Origin of the sequence: Dactylosporangium sp. CA-092794 (assembly GCF_050948465.1) — a bacterium.
Taxonomy (GTDB): Bacteria; Actinomycetota; Actinomycetes; order Mycobacteriales; family Micromonosporaceae; genus Dactylosporangium.
Map to the genome: position 1 here is coordinate 6,251,967 of NZ_CP192044.1, position 19,220 is coordinate 6,271,186.

General features: G+C 73.3%; 14 protein-coding genes. 9 read left to right on the plus strand and 5 right to left on the minus strand.

Features of this window, described 5'->3' with window-relative positions:
- Positions 1 to 30: 30 nt before the first annotated feature.
- The gene (locus tag ACQPXD_RS26385; protein WP_432843089.1) at positions 31 to 423 is read right to left on the minus strand and encodes a hypothetical protein; all 393 of its coding nucleotides are present in this window, start codon (positions 421 to 423) and stop codon (positions 31 to 33) included.
- 142 nt (positions 424 to 565) lie between these two features.
- Here ACQPXD_RS26385 and ACQPXD_RS26390 point away from each other — a divergent pair, with 142 nt between their 5' ends.
- The gene (locus ACQPXD_RS26390) at positions 566 to 1,459 is read left to right on the plus strand and encodes an ADP-ribosylglycohydrolase family protein (RefSeq protein WP_432843091.1); all 894 of its coding nucleotides are present in this window, start codon (positions 566 to 568) and stop codon (positions 1,457 to 1,459) included.
- A 367-nt stretch (positions 1,460 to 1,826) separates the two neighbouring features.
- Positions 1,827 to 7,292: a biotin carboxylase N-terminal domain-containing protein gene (locus ACQPXD_RS26395; protein WP_432843093.1), complete on the plus strand. Its 5,466-nt coding sequence runs from the start codon at positions 1,827 to 1,829 to the stop codon at positions 7,290 to 7,292.
- Positions 7,293 to 7,483: 191 nt separating this feature from the next.
- On the opposite strand, the gene ACQPXD_RS26400 is transcribed toward ACQPXD_RS26395, so the two are convergent.
- Positions 7,484 to 7,945, minus strand: coding sequence for a PPOX class F420-dependent oxidoreductase (locus ACQPXD_RS26400; protein WP_432843095.1), 462 nt, complete (start codon positions 7,943 to 7,945; stop codon positions 7,484 to 7,486).
- Between the two features lie 85 nt (positions 7,946 to 8,030).
- On the minus strand, positions 8,031 to 8,801 hold the full coding sequence (locus ACQPXD_RS26405) for an SDR family oxidoreductase (RefSeq protein ID WP_432843952.1): 771 nt from the start codon (positions 8,799 to 8,801) through the stop codon (positions 8,031 to 8,033).
- A gap of 62 nt (positions 8,802 to 8,863) precedes the next feature.
- Between ACQPXD_RS26405 and ACQPXD_RS26410 the strand changes: the two genes are divergently transcribed.
- Genes ACQPXD_RS26410 through ACQPXD_RS26425 form a run of 4 tightly spaced genes read left to right on the plus strand, consistent with a single transcriptional unit; the run spans position 8,864 to position 13,665 of the window.
- Positions 8,864 to 10,384 (plus strand): AMP-binding protein, encoded by a 1,521-nt coding sequence (locus tag ACQPXD_RS26410; protein WP_432843097.1) that lies wholly within the window; start codon positions 8,864 to 8,866, stop codon positions 10,382 to 10,384.
- 12 nt (positions 10,385 to 10,396) lie between these two features.
- On the plus strand, positions 10,397 to 11,617 hold the full coding sequence (locus ACQPXD_RS26415; protein ID WP_432843099.1) for an acyl-CoA dehydrogenase family protein: 1,221 nt from the start codon (positions 10,397 to 10,399) through the stop codon (positions 11,615 to 11,617).
- Between the two features lie 39 nt (positions 11,618 to 11,656).
- Positions 11,657 to 12,856 (plus strand): acetyl-CoA C-acyltransferase, encoded by a 1,200-nt coding sequence (locus ACQPXD_RS26420; protein ID WP_432843101.1) that lies wholly within the window; start codon positions 11,657 to 11,659, stop codon positions 12,854 to 12,856.
- An 11-nt stretch (positions 12,857 to 12,867) separates the two neighbouring features.
- Complete coding sequence (locus ACQPXD_RS26425; protein ID WP_432843103.1) at positions 12,868 to 13,665, plus strand: enoyl-CoA hydratase-related protein; 798 nt, start codon at positions 12,868 to 12,870, stop codon at positions 13,663 to 13,665.
- A 10-nt stretch (positions 13,666 to 13,675) separates the two neighbouring features.
- Here ACQPXD_RS26425 and ACQPXD_RS26430 read toward each other — a convergent pair whose 3' ends face one another.
- Positions 13,676 to 14,830: a serine hydrolase domain-containing protein gene (locus tag ACQPXD_RS26430; protein WP_432843105.1), complete on the minus strand. Its 1,155-nt coding sequence runs from the start codon at positions 14,828 to 14,830 to the stop codon at positions 13,676 to 13,678.
- Between the two features lie 152 nt (positions 14,831 to 14,982).
- Here ACQPXD_RS26430 and ACQPXD_RS26435 point away from each other — a divergent pair, with 152 nt between their 5' ends.
- A complete protein-coding gene (locus ACQPXD_RS26435; RefSeq protein WP_432843107.1) occupies positions 14,983 to 15,993 on the plus strand; it encodes an NADP-dependent oxidoreductase in 1,011 nt (336 codons plus the stop codon).
- 63 nt (positions 15,994 to 16,056) lie between these two features.
- Positions 16,057 to 16,716, plus strand: a complete 660-nt coding sequence (locus tag ACQPXD_RS26440) for a TetR/AcrR family transcriptional regulator (RefSeq protein WP_432843109.1) — start codon at positions 16,057 to 16,059, stop codon at positions 16,714 to 16,716.
- On the opposite strand, the gene ACQPXD_RS26445 is transcribed toward ACQPXD_RS26440, so the two are convergent.
- Entirely contained in the window at positions 16,713 to 17,309 is a 597-nt protein-coding gene (locus ACQPXD_RS26445) for a QsdR family transcriptional regulator (RefSeq protein WP_432843111.1), read from the minus strand. The two genes, ACQPXD_RS26440 and ACQPXD_RS26445, sit on opposite strands and share 4 nt — an antisense overlap.
- 74 nt (positions 17,310 to 17,383) lie before the next feature.
- Here ACQPXD_RS26445 and ACQPXD_RS26450 point away from each other — a divergent pair, with 74 nt between their 5' ends.
- The gene (locus tag ACQPXD_RS26450) at positions 17,384 to 19,186 is read left to right on the plus strand and encodes an acyl-CoA dehydrogenase (protein ID WP_432843113.1); all 1,803 of its coding nucleotides are present in this window, start codon (positions 17,384 to 17,386) and stop codon (positions 19,184 to 19,186) included.
- Positions 19,187 to 19,220 lie beyond the last annotated feature (34 nt).

Below are 19,220 nucleotides of genomic sequence, written 5' to 3' on the forward strand. Positions count from 1 at the left end.
GGCCGTGGTGGCGGGGTGTGATGCGGGTCGTCAGCTGACCGGACCCAGCTCGGCGGGGCCGCCGCGGTACTCGGTGCCCTCGGCGAAGGCGGTGTCGAAGCGCTGCTGCAGGGCGTCGAGCTCGGAGAACTCGGCCTGGTGGGCGTGCTCGCTGCCCTCGGCGGCGAAGACGTGGTCGTCGACCTCCGCGTTGTGGCTGTAGTTGGTGTAGTCGTCGGCCTCGTAGTGCACGGCCGCCGGGGCGTCGTACTCCACGTGGTGGCCCTGCGAGAAGTCGGTGCTCTCGGCCGCGTGGTGGTCGGCCTCGTACACGCCGTACTGGTTGTCGTAGTCGGCCTCCGAGCCCTGCGCCTGGTGCAGCTGGTCGAGGCCCTCGGACTCCTGGCCCTGCTCGTAGTGGCCGTAGTCGACGTCGTCGCTCATGTTCGTTATCCCTCGCTGTGATTGGTGTTCGTCGCTGTTGAGAAGAACGGTACGGTCCGGGGGAGCGGGTCGAATCCCGGAAAAGTGCCAGCGGTGGGGCGGGGCGACGCGGACCGATTCGTGGGGTAATGTCGCCGCAGACATGGCCGACTTCGCACTTTGCCACGACAGCCTCGACGGGCTCAGCGTGGGCGACGCGCTCGGGGCGCAGTTCTTCGTCCCTGGAACAACCTTCGAGGACCTTTTCGACGGCACGGCGCCCGCCGGCTCCTGGCCGTGGACCGACGACACCGAAATGGCCTGCACGCTGGTCGCGCAGCTGCGCCGGGCCGGCGGCATCGACCAGGACCGGCTCGCCCGGGCGTTCGCGGAGCGCTGCGAACCGTATCGCGGCTACGGCGCCGGTGCGGTGGTGATCCTGCGCCGGATTCGCGAGGGTGAGCCGTGGCGCGAGGTCACCCGCGACGCCTTCGGCGGGCAGGGGTCGATGGGCAACGGCGCGGCCATGCGGGTCGCGCCGCTCGGCGCGCTGCACGCCGGGGACTCGCGGACCGCCGCGCTCGAGGCGATGCGCTCCGCCGAGGTCACCCACGCCCACGCGGAGGCCATCCTCGGCGCGGTGGCCGTCGCGGTCGCCGCCGCCGAGGCCGGCTGGGCGCGGCTGGTCCGCAACCGGCCCGCGCCCGCGGAACTCCTCGACGCCGTGCTCGCTTACCTGGTCGAGGGCCGGGTCCACGACGGGATCCGGCGGGCGCGGCGACTGCTGCGCGCGAGCGTCGCCGAGGCTGCCTACGAGCTCGGCAACGGCTCCCAGGTGCTGGCCGAGGACACCGTACCGTTCGCGCTGTGGGTCGCCGCGACCCGTCTCGACGACTACCCGGCCGCGATCCGCGCCTGCATCGAGGCGGGTGGCGACGTCGACACGACGGCGGCGATGGCCGGCGGGATCGTCGCCGCCCACACCGGCCGGTCGGGGATCCCGCCGGCCTGGCTCGAGCAGCGCGAGCCGCTCGCCGCCTGGGCATTCTCGGACTGACCGTTTCCCGCAGCGGTCGCCGGCCCCAGGGGGCCGGCGACCGCGGTCTGGCCCGGATCAGGCTGATCGCTTTCGGTCACCCGGCGCACGCCGACGCCCATCACGGGCGGCCCACCAGCGAAAACCGCCAAAACCGGCAAAGGTCCGCAGCTATCGCGCGCGGGGTGTCGCCGGTGTGGCTAGGGTGGTGACGGAGCCGGGGGCACGAATCATGATCGCGACCGTTTGGTAAAAGTCCACAACTTTTGCGCGTACCAATTGCCGGGTACAACGGTTCTCAAACCAGGCGGTAGCGTCAAAGGTTGTCTACGGGGACCCCCGCCCGGCAGGGGCGTCCCCGTTCTGTTGTGATCGGAGGGGTTACCCGGTGTTCAGGCGTATCGCCATCGTCAACCGCGGAGAGGCCGCCATGCGGCTCATCCACGCCGTCCGCGAGCTCAACGCCGAGGCCGGTGCCCCGCCGATCGAGACGATCGCGCTCTACACCGACGCCGAACGTACCGCCACCTTCGTTCGTGAGGCGGACGACAGCTACTGCCTCGGGCCCGCCTCCGCGCGACCGTATCTGGACCACGCCGTCCTCGAGCGTGCGCTGGTCGAGTCCCGCGCCGACGCGGCCTGGGTGGGCTGGGGCTTCGTCGCCGAGGACCCGGCCTTCGCGGAGGTCTGCGAGAAGATCGGGGTGACCTTCATCGGCCCGAGCGCCGAGGCGATGCGCAAGCTCGGCGACAAGATCGGCGCGAAGCTGATCGCCGAGGAGGTCGGCGTGCCGGTGGCCCCGTGGAGCCGGGGCGCGGTGGAGAGCCTGGAGGCGGCCAAGCGCGCGGCGGCCGGGATCGGCTACCCGCTGATGCTCAAGGCGACCGCGGGCGGCGGCGGCCGGGGCATCCGCGTGGTCCGCAGCGACGAGGACCTCACCGAGGCCTACGAGCGCACCAGCCTGGAGGCCGCGCGCGCGTTCGGCAGCGGCGTGGTGTTCCTGGAGCGGCTGGTCACCGGCGCCCGGCACGTCGAGGTGCAGGTGATCGCCGACGGGCAGGGCACCGCCTGGGCGCTGGGCGTGCGGGACTGTTCGGTCCAGCGGCGCAACCAGAAGGTCATCGAGGAGTCCGCCTCGCCGGTGCTCGCCCCCGAGCAGGCCGGCGAGCTGAAGGCGGCGGCCGAGCGGCTGGCGCTGGCCGTGGGCTACTGCGGCGCCTGCACCGTCGAGTTCCTCTACCATCCCGGCGATCGGCTGTTCGCCTTCCTCGAGGTCAACACCCGGCTGCAGGTCGAGCACCCCATCACCGAGGCGACCACCGACTTCGACCTGGTCAAGGCCCAGATCCACGTGGCCGGCGGCGGACGCCTCGGGCACGGCGAGCCATCGAAGACGCCGGTGGAGGTCGGGCACGCCATCGAGGCGCGGCTCAACGCCGAGGACCCCGACCGCGACTTCGCGCCGTCGCCCGGCCGGATCGTGCGGCTGGCGCTGCCCAGCGGCCCCGGCGTCCGGGTCGACACCGGGGTCAGCGAGGGCGACGTGATCCCGGCCGACTTCGACTCGATGATCGCCAAGATCATCGCCTACGGCCGGACCCGCGACGAGGCGCTCGGCCGGCTGCGCCGGGCGGTCGCCGAGACCACCGTGATCATCGAGGGCGGCGCCACCAACAAGAGCTTCCTGCTCGACCTGCTCGACCAGCCCGAGGTGATCGACGCGAGCGCGGACACCGGCTGGATCGACCGGGTCCGGGCCGAGGGCCGGCTGGTCTCCACCCGGCACTCCGGCGTCGCGCTGGCCGCCGCGGCGATCGAGGCGTACGAGGACCAGGCGGCCGTCGAGCGCCAGCGGCTGCTGTCCACCGCACACGGCGGCCGCCCGCAGGTCCAGCACGAGAGCGGCCGGCCGATCGACCTCAAGCTGCGCGGCGCGAGCTACCGGGTGACGGTCGCGCAGACCGGGCCCCGGCGGTTCCGGGTCGGCATCGGCGACGCCGCCACCCTCGACGTGGAACTGGAAAGGTTCGACGAGCACACCGGCCGGATCCTGGTCAACGGCCGGCGGTTCCGGCTCGTCACCGACACGCACGGACCGACCCACCTGGTCGAGGTCGACGGCACCACGCACCGGGTCAGCCGCGACGAGGGCGGCGTGCTGCGCTCGCCCGCGCCCGCGCTGGTCGTCGCGACGCCGCTCACCGTCGGCGACGAGGTCGAGCCGGGCGCACCCGTGCTCGTGCTGGAGAGCATGAAGATGGAGACCGTGCTGCGCGCGCCGTTCAAGGCGAGGCTGCGCGAGTGCCTGGTTTCGGTCGGCAGCCAGGTGGAGACCGGCGCACCGTTGCTGCGCCTGGAGCCCATCGGCGACGAGGAGCCCGGCGAGGCGGCGGCCCAGAGCGAGGCCATCGATCTCGACCTGCCGCCCGAGCCGACCGGCCTCTCGGCCGAGGCCCGGGTCGCGCGGGGGATCGCCGACCTGCGCAGCCTCCTGCTGGGGTACGACCTGGATCCGGCCGACGAGCGCCGCGCCCTGTCGAACTACCTGACCGCCCGGGCCGAGCTGCGCCGCCGCCCGCTGGAGGCCGAGGTCGGCCTGCTGCGGCTCTTCGCGGACCTTTCCGAGCTCAGCCGCAACCGGCCGGCCGGCGAGGAGGGCCGCGCCGACAGCCGGGTGCACAGCCCGCGCGAGCACTTCCACACGTACCTGCAAAGCCTCGACGTCGAACGGGCCGCCCTGTCGGAGACGTTCCGCACGCGCCTGGCCCGGGTGCTCGCGCACTACGGCGTCGAGGACTTCGAGCGCACGCCCGCGCTCGAGGAGGCGGTGTTCCGCATCTTCCTGGCGCAGCAGCGGGCCTCGGCCGACGTGACGGTGATCGTCACGTTCCTGCAGCAGTGGCTGACCGAGCCGCTGCCCGCCAACGGTCTGCGCGACCTGGTCGGCCAGGCGCTGGAGCACCTCATCTTCGCCACCCAGCTGCGCTTCCCGGTCGTGGGCGACCTGGCCCGCAGCGTCGTGTTCCGCTGGGCCGCCCAGCCCATGCTGCGCCGCAAGCGGGCCGAGGTCTACGCCGACGTCCGCGGCCATCTGCGGTACCTCGACACCAACCCGGACGCGCCCGACCGGGCCGAGCGGATCGCGAAAATGGTCGCCTCGCCCGAGCCTCTGGTCCGCCTGCTCGGCCAGCGCATCGGCAAGCCGGGCGCGGACCACGGCCCGATGCTCGAGGTGCTCAGCCGCCGCTACTACGGCAACCGCGGCGCCAGCGAGGCGGGGTCCGTCGAGGTGGCCGGGCAGTCGTTCTTCACCGCGGCCTACGACCGCGACGGCGAGCGCTTCCGGCTCGTCGCCGCCGCCACCGACTTCGCCGACCTGGCCGTGACGCTGGAGCGGGTCGCCGGGCTGGCCGGACCGGACTCGGTCGCCGACGTGTACCTCACCTGGACCGATCAGCCCGACCCGGACGCGATGGCGGCCACCCTGCGGGAGGTCCTCGACCGGGCCGGCCTGCTCGACGGGCTGCAGCGGGTGACCATGTCGGTGGCCGGGCGCACCGGCGCGGAGATGCACCACCACTTCACCTTCCGGCCCGGCCTGGGCGAGGACCGGGTGATCCGCGGGCTGCACCCGCTGATCGCCGAGCGGCTGCAGCTGCCGCGGCTGCGCCACTACGACCTCACCCGGCTGCCGTCCGCCGACGAGGAGGTGTATCTCTTCCACTGCGTCGCGCCGAACAACCCGGGCGACGAACGGCTGGCGGCCATGGCCCAGGTGCGCGACCTTACGCCGCTGCGGGACGCCGACGGCCGCATCCTCGCGCTGCCCGCGATCGAGGGCGCGCTGGACGCGTGCCTCGATGCGATCCGGAAGGTTCAGGCGCAGCGGCCGGCCCGGCAGCGCTTCGACACGAACCGGATCACCATCTACGTCTGGCCGACCAGCGAGCTGACCGTCGCGGAGCTCAACGCCATCGCCCAGCGGCTGCTGCCGATCACGGCCGGGGCGGGCGTGGAGGAGGTGCTGTTCCTGGGCCGCCAGCGCGACCGCGCCACCGGCGAGCTGACCGAGATCGCGGTGCAGATCTCCTACGACCAGGGCATGCGCATGTCGGTCACCGAGCCCACGACCGAGCCGATCCTGCCGCTCGACGACTACCGGCGCAAGGTGCTCTCGGCCCGCCGGCGCGGCACCACGTATCCGTACGAGCTGACCGAGATGCTCGCCGGCCAGCGCGGCGGCTTCACGGAGTACGACCTCGACGACAGCGGCACCCTCCGGCCGGTCGAACGACCCAGGGGGCACAACAAGGCCGCCATCGTCGCCGGGGTGGTCAGCACGCCGACCGAGCGCTACCCCGAAGGCGTCACCCGGGTGGTACTGCTGGGTGACCCGACCAAGTCGCTGGGCGCCCTGTCGGAACCCGAGTGCGCGCGGGTGATCGCCGCCCTGGACCTCGCCGAGCGGATGCGCGTGCCGGTCGACTGGTTCGCGCTGTCGTCGGGCGCCCGGATCTCGATGTCCTCCGGTACCGAGAACATGGACTGGGTCGCCGCCGCGCTCAAGCGGATCGTCGAGTTCACCCAGGCCGGCGGCGAGATCAACATCGTGGTCGCGGGCATCACGGTCGGCGCCCAGCCGTATTGGAACGCCGAGGCCACGATGCTCATGCACACCAAGGGCATCCTGGTGATGACCCCGGAGTCGGCGATGGTCCTCACCGGCAAGCAGTCGCTGGACTTCTCCGGCGGCGTCTCGGCCGAGGACAACTTCGGCATCGGCGGCTACGACCGGGTGATGGGCCCCAACGGCCAGGCGCAGTACTGGGCACCGGACCTGCGGGGTGCGCGCAACCTGTTGATGTCGCACTACGACCACACCTACATCGCGCCCGGCGAGGCCCGGCCGCGCCGCGCGGCCACCAGCGACCCGATCGACCGGGACATCTCGCCGTATCCGCACGCGGTGCCGGACAGCGACTTCACGACCGTCGGCGATATCTTCTCCCGGGAGAGCAACCCCGACCGGAAGAAGGCGTTCGACATCCGCACGCTCATGCGCGCGCTGTCCGACCAGGACCACGCGGCGCTCGAGCGCTGGGCCGGCATGGCCGACGCCGAGACCGCGGTCGTGCAGGACGTGCACCTCGGCGGCATCCCGGTGTGCCTGCTGGGCATCGAGTCCCGGTCCGTGCCGCGGCGCGGGTTCCCGCCCACCGACGGCCCCGACACGTACACCGCCGGCACGCTGTTCCCGCGCTCGTCCAAGAAGGTCGCGCGGGCGATCAACGCGGCCAGCGGCAACCGGCCGCTGGTCGTGCTGGCGAACCTTTCCGGTTTCGACGGGTCGCCGGAGTCGATGCGCAAGCTGCAGCTGGAGTACGGCGCGGAGATCGGCCGGGCCATCGTGAACTTCCGCGGCCCGATCGTGTTCTGCGTGATCTCCCGCTACCACGGCGGCGCGTTCGTGGTGTTCTCCAAGGCGCTCAACCCGAACATGACCGTGCTGGCCGTGGAGGGCTCGTTCGCCTCGGTCATCGGCGGCGCGCCGGCCGCGGCGGTGGTCTTCGCCGGCGACGTCGACGCGCGCACCGCGAAGGACCAGCGGGTGGCCGAGCTGCGGGCGCGCGTCGCCGAGGCCACCGGCGGGGAGCGGGCCGCGCTGGTCACGCTGCTGGCGGAGGTGCGGGCCGCGGTCCGGGCGGAGAAGCTGGGCGAGGTGGCCGCCGAGTTCGACGCCGTGCACAGCATCCAGCGCGCGGTCGAGGTCGGCTCCGTGGACGCCATCGTCCGCCCCGAGCAGCTGCGCCCGGAGATCATCGCCGCGGTCGAGCAGGGCCTGGCGCGGGCCTGACGGCCTGGTCGAGCACGGCCCGGCGCGGGCCCGAGCGCCTGGTCGAGGAGCCTGGCGCTGGCCTGAGGGCCTGAGACGCGGCCGGTCCCTCGCGGCCTCACGGTCGAGTGAGCGGCCTCACGGTGGCGTGAGGCGCGGGGGACCTGCGCGGCCTCGGGCGGTCGTGACGCGGTGGGCCGGGCGCTGCCGGGTCAGGCCAGGCGGGCCGGGAAGCCTCCGGTGGCGACCGGCCCCCACCGCTCCACCGTGATGCGGATCAGCGACTTGCCCTGCGCCACCATCGCCGCGCGGTACTCGTCCCAGTCCGGATGCTCGCCCGCGATGCAGCGGTAGTACTCCACGAGCGGCTCCAGCGCCTCGGGCAGGTCGAGGACCTCGGCCGTGCCGTCGACCTGCACCCAGGCGTCGTTCCACTCGTCGGACAGCACGAGCACCGAGGCCCGCGGGTCGCGGCGCAGGTTGCTCACCTTGGCGCGCTCCGGGTAGGTCGAGACGACCACGCGGCCCTCGGCGTCCACCCCGCAGCTCACCGGCGAGGCCTGCGGCCGGCCGTCGGCACGGTTGGTGATGACGATGCCGTGGTGGCGCTTGGCGAGGAACTCCACCAGCGCGGCGCGGTCCACCCGCTCATTGGTTGCGATTTTGCGTGCCATGGTCAGACCGTACCGCGCACGCCCCGCCCGGATCGCGGTCCGCCGGCCGGACCGGATCCGCCCGACCGGACGGACCGGATGGTGGTCAGCGGGCGATGGCGACGCCGCCGTCCACGGTGATGGTCGAGCCGACCACGTAGTCGCCGGCCGCGGAGGCCAGGTAGATCGCGGCGGCGGCCATGTCCTCGGCGACGCCGATGCGACCCAGCGGCACGCGCCGGCTCACCTCGTCGGGAGCGTCGCGGACCTCGCGGTTCATCTCGGTGGCGAAGGCGCCCGGGGCGATCGAGCTGACCACGATCCGGTCGCGGACCAGGCGCAGGGCGAGCTGGCGGGTCAGGTGGACCATCGCGGCCTTGCTCGCGTGGTACGAGTACGTCTCGCCGGGGATGATCACCAGACCGTCGATCGAGGCGACGTTGACGACCTTGGCCAGGTGGTCCGCCGTGGCCGCGGCGAGCATCGGGGTGAGCCGCTGGGTCAGGTAGAACGGCGACTTCACGTTGAGCGTCATCACCTTGTCCCAGCCGCTCTCGGGGAACCGCTCGAACGGCGCGCCCCACGCCGCGCCGGCGTTGTTCACCAGGATGTCCAGGTGGGGCTCGCGCTCGCGGAGGCGGGTCACGAGGTCGTCGATGCCGGCCAGGGTGGACAGGTCGGCCGGCAGCGAGACGCACTCGCCGTGGCCGATGGCGGTGAGCTCGGCGGCGGCGCGGTCGCACTGCGCGGCCTTCCGGGCGCAGATGTACACCTTCGCCCCCTGGGCGAGGAAGCCCTCGGCGATCATCCGGCCGATGCCGCGGGAGCCGCCGGTGACGAGGGCGACGCGGCCGTGGAGCGAGAACAGCCTGGCGATGTCCATGGCGGCGATCGTAAGCACACTTGAGTCCGAATTCAACTTCAACTAATGTGCGGGGTATGACGAATGCGGTCGCCGCCATCTGGGCGCACGCCGCGGCCGCACCCGACCGGCCGGCGGTGCGCACCCCGGAGATCACGTGGTCCTACGGCGAGCTCGTGCGGCGTTCGGCGGCGTTCGCCGACCGGCTCGCGCGGGCCGGGATCGACGCCGGAGACCGGGTGCTGCTGTGCGCGCCGACGGAGCCGGGTTTCGTCGCGGCCTACCTGGGCATCCTGGCCCGGGGCGCGGTCGCGGTGACGGTGAACACCCAGTGCGCGCCCGCCGAGCTCGAGTACTTCCTGCGCGACGCCGGCTGCGCCCTGGCCGTCGCCCACGCCGAGGTGACCGGGCGACTGGGGCCGGCGGCGGAGGCGACCGGGACACCACTGTGGACACTGCCGCTCGCCGAAGCGCCGCCCGGCGGCGACGTGCTCCCGGCGGAGCGGGCGGACGACGACCTGGCCGTCCTGCTGTACACCTCGGGCACGACCGGCCGGCCGAAGGGCGCCATGCTGGGCCACGGCAACCTTTCCGCCGCCGCGGACGCCTACTGCGGCCTGCTGAGCATCACCGCCGAGGACCGGATCGGCACCGCGCTGCCGCTGTTCCACGTGTTCGGCCAGGTCGGGGTCCTGCTCACCGCGCTGCGCGCCGGCGCCGGGATGTCCCTGCTGCGGCCGTTCTCCGCGGCCGGGCTGCTGGCGATGGCGGCCGGGCACCGGCTCACCATGGTCTCCGGCGTCCCGACGATGTGGCTGGAGATGCTGCACGCGACGACCGGCGTTGGGCGCGAGGAACTGGCCGGGCTGCGGGCCGCCTGCTCCGGCGGGGCGGCGATGCCGCTGGAGGTGGCCCGGGCGTTCCGGGACCGGTTCGGTCCGGAGATTCTCGACGGCTACGGGCTCAGCGAGACCGCGTCCGCCGGCGCGCTGCGCGACCCGGCGTGGCCGGCGAAGGAGGGCAGCGTCGGCCCGGCCGTGCCCGGCCTGCGCCTGGCCATCCTCGACGACGGCGGCGAACCGCTGCCGAGCGGCGCGGTGGGCGAGGTCGCGATCCACGGGCCCGCGGTCGGCCAGGGCTACTGGGGACGGCCGCAGGACACCGCCGAGGTCCTGCGCGACGGCTGGTTCCGCACCGGCGACCTCGGCCGGATGGACGACGAGGGCTACCTGTGGATCGTCGACCGCAAGAAGGACATGATCATCCGCGGCGGCTACAACGTCTACCCGCGCGAGGTCGAAGAGGCGCTGTACGAGCACCCCGAGGTGCGGGAGGCGGCCGTGATCGGCGTGCCCGACCCGCGGCTCGGCGAGGAGGTCGCGGCGGTGCTCGTCGTGGCCGGGCCGGTCGACCCGGACGGGCTGCGGGCCTGGCTCGAGGAGCGGCTCGCGGTCTACAAGGTGCCCCGGCTGTACCACTTCGTCGACGCGCTGCCCCGCGGCGCCACCGGCAAGCTGCTCAAGCGCGACATCGACCGGTCCGCCGTGCTCACCCGGGCCCGGCGGGCGCACCGGCCGGCGCGACCCGCAACCAATTGAAAGGAGCCCGCCATGGACTTCGGCTTCGACCAGACCACCACCGACCTCATCGCCCGGATGGACGCCTTCATGCGCGAGTGCGTGTACCCGGCCGAGGAGCGCTTCGAGGACGAACTGCGGCAACGGCCCGGCGCGTGGGGACCACCGCCGGTCGTCGAGGAGCTCAAGGCGGAGGCGCGCGGCCGCGGGCTGTGGAACCTTTTCCTGCCCGGGGAGGCCGGCGCGGGGCTGACCAACCTGCAGTACGCGCCGCTGGCCGAGCTGTCCGGGCGCAGCCCCGCCATCGCCCCGGTCGCGACGAACTGCGCGGCCCCCGACACCGGCAACATGGAGATCCTGCACCAGTTCGGCACGCCCGAGCAGCGCAAGGAGTGGCTGGAACCGTTGCTGGACGGGCGGATCCGCTCCGGCTTCGCGATGACCGAGCCGGCCGTCGCATCCTCCGACGCCACCAACATCGGCACGTCGATCGAGCGCGACGGCGACGAGTACCGAATCAATGGTCGTAAATGGTGGACCACCGGTGCGATGAACCCGGCCGCGGCGGTGTTCATCGTGATGGGCAAGACCGATCCCGCCGCGCCCCGGCACCGCCAGCAGTCCATGGTGCTGGTGCCGCGGGACACCCCCGGCGTCACCGTCGTGCGCCCGCTGCAGGTGTTCGGCTACGACGACCGCGACCACGGCGGCCACGCCGAGATCGCCTTCACCGACGTGCGCGTGCCGGCGGCCAACCTGCTGGGCACCGAGGGCGACGGTTTCGGTATCGCCCAGGCCCGCCTCGGCCCGGGCCGGATCCACCACTGCATGCGCGCGATCGGCACGGCCCAGCGCGCCGTCGAGCTGATGATCGACCGCGCGTCGGCCCGGGTCGCGTTCGGCCGGCCGCTGGCCGAGCAGGGCGTGATCCGCGAATGGATCGCCGATTCGGTGGTACGCCTGGAGCAACTGCGGCTGCTGGTCCTCAAGACCGCATGGCTCATGGACCAGGCCGGCAACCGGGCCGCGCACAAGGAGATCCAGGCCATCAAGATCGCGACGCCGCGGGTGGTCGAGTGGATCCTCGACAAGGCGATCCAGGTCCACGGCGCCGCCGGCGTCTCGCAGGACTTCCCGCTCGCCCGGTACTCCGCCGGCGTGCGCGGCCTGCGCATCGCCGACGGCCCCGACGAGGTGCACACCGGTGCCCTGGCCCGCGCGCTGATCAAGGACCGGTCCGCGGCCCGCGGCTGAGCGGGACCGACCAGCTGACAACGCAGGAAGGAAGTGGTTATGCGGCAGGCGGTCATCGTCTCCACCGCGCGGACCCCGATCGGCAAGGCGTACCGCGGGGCCTTCAACGACACCTCGGCGCAGGAGCTCGCCGGGCACGCCGTCAGCGCCGCCGTGGCGCGGGCCGGCCTCGACGGGGCGGAGGTCGAGGACGTGGTGCTCGGCTGTGCGATGCAGGAGGGCACGTCCGGGTTCAACATCGGCCGGCAGGCCGCGCTGCGGGCCGGGCTGCCCGAGACGGTGCCCGGCATGGCCGTCGACCGGCAGTGCGCCTCCGGGCTGATGGCGATCGCGACCGCCGCCAAGCAGGTCGTGGTCGACGGCATGGACGTCGTCGTTGCCGGCGGTGTCGAGTCGATCTCGCTGGTGCAGAACGAGCACCGCAACGGCCATCGCGGTACCGACGGCTGGCTCGGCACCAACCGGCCCGGCCTGTATCTGCCCATGCTGCACACCGCCGAGATCGTCGCCGAGCGCTACGGCGTGAGCCGGGAGCGGCAGGACGAGTTCGCGCTGGAGTCCCAGCGGCGCACCGCCCGGGCCCAGGCGGACGGCCGGTTCGACGCGGAGATCGTGCCGCTGCCGAGCACTAGGCGGCTCGTCGATCCGGACACCGGGGCGGAACGGCACGAACCGGTGGAGCTGACCCGCGACGAGGGCAACCGCCCGGCGACCACCCCGGAGGACCTGCGGCGCCTGCGGACCGTGCTGGCCGACGGGACGGTGGCGGCGGCGTCGAGCGTCACCGCGGGCAACTCCTCGCAGCTGTCCGACGGCGCCGCCGCGGTGGTGCTCATGGAGGCGGCCCAGGCGCAGCGGCGCGGGCTGGCGCCCCTCGGGGCGTACCTGGGGCTGGCCGTGACCGGCTGCGCGCCGGACGAGATGGGCATCGGCCCGGTGACCGCCGTGCCGGCCCTGCTGCGCCGCCATGGGCTGCGGGTGGACGACATCGACCTGTGGGAGCTCAACGAGGCCTTCGCCGCCCAGGCGGTGTACTGCCGCGACGCGCTGGGCATCGACCCCGACCGGTGCAACGTCGACGGCGGCGCCATCGCGATCGGCCATCCGTACGGCATGAGCGGCGCCCGCATGGTCGGCCACGCGCTCATCGAGGGCCGCCGCCGCGGCGCCCGCCGGGTCGTGATCACCATGTGCGTCGGCGGTGGCATGGGCGCCGCCGGCCTCTTCGAGGTCCTGTGAGGCGGCGAGGTATGCCTACCGATGCGAATCCCGTGCTCGCCGAGCGCCGCGGGCCGGTGCTGGTGCTCACCCTCAACCGGCCCGAGCGGCTCAACGCCTGGACGGACGCGCTCGAGGAGCGGTACTTCGACCACCTCGACGCGGCCGAGCGCGATCCGGACGTGCGGGCGATCGTGCTCACCGGCGCCGGGCGCGGCTTCTGCGCCGGCGCCGACCTCGACGACCTCGCGGCGGTGGGCGAGATGGGCCTCGTCCCGGCGCGGATCCGCCCGCGGGCCCGCCCGCTGAGCCTGCGCAAGCCGATGGTCGCCGCCATCAACGGTGCGGCCGCCGGCCTGGGCCTGGTCGAGGCGCTGTACTGCGACGTGCGGTTCGCCACCCCGCAGGCCAAGCTGACGACCTCGTTCGCGCAGCGCGGGCTCATCGCCGAGTACGGCATCGCCTGGCTGCTGCCGCGCGTCGTCGGGCTCAGCCGGGCGCTGGACCTGTTGCTGTCGGGCCGGATCGTCACCGGCGCCGAGGCGCTCGCGATGGGGCTGGTCGACCGGGTCGTCGACGGCGACGAGTTGCTGGAGGCGGCCGTCGGCTACGCCCGCGGGCTCGCCGAGGCCTGCTCGCCGTGGTCGATGGCGCAGATCAAGGCGCAGGTGTACGCCGCGCTGGACGCCGATCTCGTCGCGGCCGTGGCCGACGCCGACCGGCGCATGGCGGTGTCGTTCGCCGGCCCCGACCTCGCCGAGGGCGTGCGCAGCCATCTGCAGCGCCGGCCGCCCGCCTTCCCCGGCCTGCCGCCGCAGGCCGGGGAGTAGGGCGATGGTGTCAGCCGGTCGCGCCGAGGCACTCGTAGATGGTGTCGACGTAGGCGGCCGAGACGTCGGAGCCGATGACGCCCGGCTGCATCTGGTTCATCATGTAGCTGATCGTGAGGCGCCGGTCGAGGTCCATGATGATGAGCGAGCCGCCCCAGCCGCCCCAGAAGCAGGTCCGCTCGCCGCGCACGAACGGCACGCCCGCCGACGGCAGGGCGAACCCGATGCCCCAGCGCAGCGGCAGGCCGAGGAACAGGTCCGGTCCGCTGGCCTGCTCGTCGAAGATCAGGTCGATGGTGGCGGGGGAGAGCAGGCGTACCCCGGACGAGCTGACCCCGTCCAGGGCCAGGGCGGAGAGCATCAGCGCCATCGCGCGAGCGTTGGTGTGCCCGTTGACCGCGCCGTTCTCGGAGCGCCGCCAGTCCGGCGTGTTGGCGATCAGCGGGTCGCTGACCGAGCCGGCCAGCGTCTTGTAGAACACGCTGTCCTCGTCGATCGGCCCGGTGGTGTCGACGTCGGCTCGTACCTCCGGCGGAACGATCTCGGCCACCCGGGGCCAGTCGTGCTCGGCCGCGCCGAGCTGGAAGTCGGCGCCGAGCGGGCCGGCGATCTCGTCGTGCACGAACTGGCCGAGCCCGCGGCCGGAGACCCGCCGGACCACCTCGCCGATCAGGTGGCCGTAGTTGCTCGCGTGGTAACCCGACGCGCTGCCGGGCGTCCACCACGGCGGCTGGGCGGCCAGCCTCGCGGTCGAGACGGCGAGGTCGTAGGCGACCTGCGGGGTGTACGGCTGCTCGAACGCCGGGACGCCGGAGGTGTGGCTGAGCAGGTGGCGGACCAGCACGCCCTCCTTGCCGCCGGCGGCGAACTCGGGCCAGTAGCGGTGCACCGGCGCGTGCGGGTCGAGCTCGCCGCGGTCGATCAGCAGCAGCGCGGCCAGGCTGGTCACGGTCTTGGTGCTCGACCAGACGTTGACGATCGTGTCGCGGGTCCACGGCCGGGTCCGGTCCTTGTCCTGCCAGCCGGCCCACAGGTCGACCACGTCGGTGCCGTCGATGTTGACGACGAAGCCGGCGCCGACCTCGACGCCCTTGTCCACGTTCGCCGCGAGTTCGTCGGCGAGCCGGTCGAAGCGGTGGTCCCAGGTTCCCGCAACGTCCGTCATGGTGGTTCACCCCTTGTGTGTCTCCCGGAAATGCAACGAATGAACGATGTGTTGCACAGCATGCATGACCTGGGTCACACCGTCAACGTCCGGTCGTTCGCGCGGCCGGCGGCAGCCGGCGGCCTGGCCGCCGCGAGGAGAGGAGTTCGTCGATGGAGGATACGCTGACCGGCCGCGAGGTATGGCTGGTGTCCCGCCCGGTCGGGCCGGCCCGGCCGGAGAATTTCGAGATCCGGCGGGTACCGGTGCCGCAGCCCGGCCCGGGGCAGGTGCTGGTCCGCAACGCGTGGATGTCGGTGGATCCCGCCATGCGCGGGCGGATGCGCGGCGTGCGCACCTACATCGACGGCTTCGCGCTGGACGCGCCGATGTCGGGCAACGCGGTCGGTACCGTCATCGCGTCGGCCGACCCGTCCGTGCCGGTCGGCGCCGTGGTGCTGCACCAGCTCAGCTGGCGCGAGTACGCCCTGCTGGCGGCGTCGGACGCGACCGTACTCGACCCGGCGGCGGGCGACCCGGCGGACCATCTGGGCGTGCTGGGGCTGACCGGACTGACCGCGTACGTCGCGCTGACCCGCATCGCCGCGGTGCGCGAGGGCTCGGTGGTCTTCGTCTCGGGGGCGGCGGGCGGCGTCGGCAGCGTCGCCGGGGGCATCGCCCGCGCGCTCGGGGCCGCCACGGTCATCGGCTCGGCGGGCGGCGCCGAGAAGTGCCGGCTGCTCGTCGAGGAGTTCGGCTACGACCACGCCCTGGACTACCGGGCCGGGGACCTCGCGGGCGGGCTGGCCCGGGTCGCCCCGGACGGGATCGACGTCTACCTGGACAACGTCGGCGGCGAGCACCTGGAGGCGGCGCTGGCGGCCCTGCGCACCGGCGGGCAGGTCGCGCTGTGCGGGGCGATCTCCCAGTACGACGCGACCGGGCGGCAGGCCGGCCCGGCAAACCTGGCCCTGGCCATCTCCAAGCGGCTCACGCTGCGCGGCTTCATCGTCTTCGACCACGCCGACCTCCGCCCGGAGTACCAGGCGCGGGCCGCCGAGTGGCTGCGCAGCGGCGCGCTGGTCAACCGTAAGACCGTGGTGGAGGGCATCGATCAGGCCGCGCAGGCGTTCCTCGACCTGATGGCCGGCCGCAACGTCGGCAAGATGCTGGTACGCCTGTGACCGCCGCGACGCCGCGCGGCCGGTCGGGCGGCGCGCCCGGCGGCGTTCCGGTAGAACGAACGCATGCCACGCCGCGCTGACCAGGAACCGCAGCCGCCCGCGCACCGGCCGCCGCCGCAGACCGCCCGGGGCGCGCGCACCCGGGCGGCGCTGGTCGCGGCGGCCCGGGTGGTCTTCGAGCGCGACGGCTTCCTCGACTCGCGGCTGGTCGACATCACCGCCGAGGCGAGCTGCGCGGCGGGCACCTTCTACACGTACTTCGACACCAAGGAGGACATCCTCGAGGCGGTGCTGGAGCAGGTGCGCGACGACATGCTGCACCCCGGCCTGCCGCACGTCGAGGACGCCGGGGACGCGTCGGCGGTCATCGCGGCCAGCAACCGGGCCTATCTGGAGGCGTACCGGCGCAACGCCGCCCTCATGGGCGTGCTGGAGCAGGTGGCGGCGACCAGCGAGCGGTTCGTCAAGATCCGCGAGGACCGGGCCGACGTGTTCATCGACCGCAACGCGCGCAGCATCGCCCGGCTGCAGGCCGAGGGCCGGGCCGACCCGGCGCTGGACCCGATGGTCGCCTCGCGCGCGCTGTCGGGCATGCTCAGCCGCCTGGCGTACACGTACTTCGTCTCCGGCTTCGTGCCGGCCGACGTGCCCTACGAGACGCTGGTCGCCACCGCCAACCGCCTGTGGTGCAACGCGCTGGGCCTGCCCCCGCCGCCGGACTAGTCGGCGTGCAGCAGCGCGGCGATGGCGGCGCGCACCTTCGTGGCGTCGGGCGGCTCGCCGATGATGATGTCGGAATAGATGAACGACTCGATGATCCGCACGATGAGGTACGCCAGGTCGTGCAGCGCCATCGTGTGCTCGAGCGCCCCGCCGTCGCGCTCGCGCTCCAGCAGCCACTCGAACGAGCGCACGATGAATCGCTGCACCGGGCTGGCCGCCGAGGTCAGCAGGCGCAGCGAGCGCTCCGGCTCCCGGCGCACGAACGTCTGGAAGAACGGCGAGTCGATGAGCACCTGCGCGTAGTCGCCCGCGACCGCGGCGATCCGCGCACCGCCGGCGCCCTTCGCGGCCTCGGCGGCCCGGCGGATGGTCGGGTCGGCCAGCGAGATGATGACGTCCGCGGTGAGCTGGTCACGGTTGCCGACCCAGCGGAACAGCGTCACCCGGTCGACGCCGAGCTCGCCGGCGAGCTGGCTCATGTCCAGCCGCTCGCCGGCGATGAACCGCCGCCGCGCCAGCCGGAACGCGTCCCCGGCGCGCCCCTCCGGGAACGCGGCGCGGGGCCGGGTCGAGACGACGGCCGGTTCGGTCATGCGCCGATCGTAGCGGTCTGCAACACTCAACAAAAATGTTGCGCTCTTGGGTGGCCGTGGGGCAGCCTATTGGCATGGCTCGTTCGCTGATCATGTCCCGGCCGGATCTCGATTTCTGCCTGTACGAGTGGCTGCGCGTCGAGGAGCTGACCAAGCGGGACCGGTTCGCACAGCACGACCGCGCGACCTTCGACGCGCTGCTCGACCTCAGCGAGCAGGTCGCCACCGAACGGTTCGCTCCCATCAACCGCGCGACGGACCTTTGCGAGCCCGAGGTGGACGCGGACGGCCGGGTGGTCCTCGCGCCCGGCGTCGCCGAGGCGGTCGCCGCCTACACGCAGACCGGCCTGCCCTCGGCCGTCTTCGACGACGACCTCGGCGGCCTGCAGCTGCCGCTGGCCGTGCGGGCCGCGTGCGGCGCGTGGTTCCAGGCGGCCTGCCTGAGCGCGTACTCCTACGCGTTCCTGGCCGAGGGCAACGCGAGCCTGGTCGCCGCGCACGGCACCCGCGAGCAGGCCGAGACCTACGCCCGGCCGATTGTCGAGGGCCGCTGGTTCGGCACCATGTGCCTGTCCGAACCGCACGCCGGCTCGTCGCTGACCGACATCACGACCCGCGCCGTGCGCGGGCCGGACGGCACGTACCGGATCACCGGCACCAAGATGTGGATCTCGGCCGGCGACCACGAGCTCGGCGAGAACATCGTCCACCTGGTTCTGGCCCGCACCCCCGGCGCGGCCGCCGGGGTCAAGGGGATCTCGCTGTTCATCGTGCCGCGGTTCCTGCTCGACGAGCGGGGCCGCCCGGCGGAGCGCAACGACGTCGCGCTCGCCGGGCTCAACCACAAGATGGGCTACCGCGGCACCGCCAACACCGTGCTCGCCTTCGGCCAGGGCGCCTGGACGCCCGGCGGCCACCCCGGCGCGGTCGGCTTCCTGGTCGGGAAGGAGGGCGCCGGGCTGGCGCTGATGTTCCACATGATGAACGAGGCGCGCATCAGTGTGGGCGCCGGCGCGATGGCGCTGGGGTACACCGGATATCTGCACGCCCTCGACTACGCCCGCGAGCGCGTCCAGGGCCGCCCGCTGGGCGCCAAGGATCCGGCCGCGCCCCCGGTGCCGCTGGTCGAGCACCCCGACGTGCGCCGGATGCTGCTGGCCCAGAAGTCCTACGCGGAGGGCGCGCTCGGCCTGGTTCTCTACTGCGCGCGGCTGATCGACGAGGAGCGCACCGCCCCCGGCGAGGCGGAGCGCCGCACCGCCCACGACCTGCTCGACATCCTGACCCCGATCGTCAAGTCGTGGCCGGCGCAGTGGTGCCTGGCCGCCAACGACCTGGCGATCCAGATCCACGGCGGCGCCGGCTACACCCGCGACCACCCGGTCGAGCAGTTCTACCGCGACAACCGGCTCAACGCGATCCACGAGGGCACGCATGGCATCCAGGCCCTCGACCTGCTGGGCCGCAAGGCGGTCCGCGACGACGGCCGGGCCCTGGCCGCGCTCGCCGCGGCCGTGCGCGACACGATCGGCCGGGCCGCGGCCGCGGGCGGTGACGCCGCGACCTACGCCGGCGAGCTGGGCCGGGTCCTCGACGACCTGCTCGATGTCACGCAGGCCCTGTGGCGCGCCGGCGATCCGCGGATCGCCCTGAGCAACGCCACCGCCTATCTGGAGGCGGCCGGCCATCTGGTCGTCGCCTGGATCTGGCTGGACCAACTGGTCGCGGTCGGCGCCGCGACCGGACCGTTCGCCGCGGGCAAGCGCGCCGCCGCCCGGTACTTCTTCCGGTTCGAACTGCCCGCGGTCGGGCCGCGGCTGGACCTTTTGCGCTCGCTGGACGCCACCACCCGCGACCTGGACCCCGACGTCCTCTGACCGTTGTGCCGGTGCTCCGGTCCGGTGCGCCGGG

What these genes read in the sequence shown, in the direction of transcription:
- ACQPXD_RS26450 (WP_432843113.1), top strand. Translation starts at nt 17,384, where the DNA reads ATGGCTCGTTCGCTGATCATGTCCCGGCCGGATCTCGATTTCTGCCTG.
- ACQPXD_RS26385 (WP_432843089.1), bottom strand. Translation starts at nt 423, where the DNA reads ATGAGCGACGACGTCGACTACGGCCACTACGAGCAGGGCCAGGAGTCC.
- ACQPXD_RS26390 (WP_432843091.1), top strand. Translation starts at nt 566, where the DNA reads ATGGCCGACTTCGCACTTTGCCACGACAGCCTCGACGGGCTCAGCGTG.
- ACQPXD_RS26440 (WP_432843109.1), top strand. Translation starts at nt 16,057, where the DNA reads ATGCCACGCCGCGCTGACCAGGAACCGCAGCCGCCCGCGCACCGGCCG.
- ACQPXD_RS26445 (WP_432843111.1), bottom strand. Translation starts at nt 17,309, where the DNA reads ATGACCGAACCGGCCGTCGTCTCGACCCGGCCCCGCGCCGCGTTCCCG.
- ACQPXD_RS26415 (WP_432843099.1), top strand. Translation starts at nt 10,397, where the DNA reads ATGGACTTCGGCTTCGACCAGACCACCACCGACCTCATCGCCCGGATG.
- ACQPXD_RS26425 (WP_432843103.1), top strand. Translation starts at nt 12,868, where the DNA reads ATGCCTACCGATGCGAATCCCGTGCTCGCCGAGCGCCGCGGGCCGGTG.
- ACQPXD_RS26430 (WP_432843105.1), bottom strand. Translation starts at nt 14,830, where the DNA reads ATGACGGACGTTGCGGGAACCTGGGACCACCGCTTCGACCGGCTCGCC.
- ACQPXD_RS26410 (WP_432843097.1), top strand. Translation starts at nt 8,864, where the DNA reads ATGACGAATGCGGTCGCCGCCATCTGGGCGCACGCCGCGGCCGCACCC.
- ACQPXD_RS26420 (WP_432843101.1), top strand. Translation starts at nt 11,657, where the DNA reads ATGCGGCAGGCGGTCATCGTCTCCACCGCGCGGACCCCGATCGGCAAG.
- ACQPXD_RS26400 (WP_432843095.1), bottom strand. Translation starts at nt 7,945, where the DNA reads ATGGCACGCAAAATCGCAACCAATGAGCGGGTGGACCGCGCCGCGCTG.
- ACQPXD_RS26435 (WP_432843107.1), top strand. Translation starts at nt 14,983, where the DNA reads ATGGAGGATACGCTGACCGGCCGCGAGGTATGGCTGGTGTCCCGCCCG.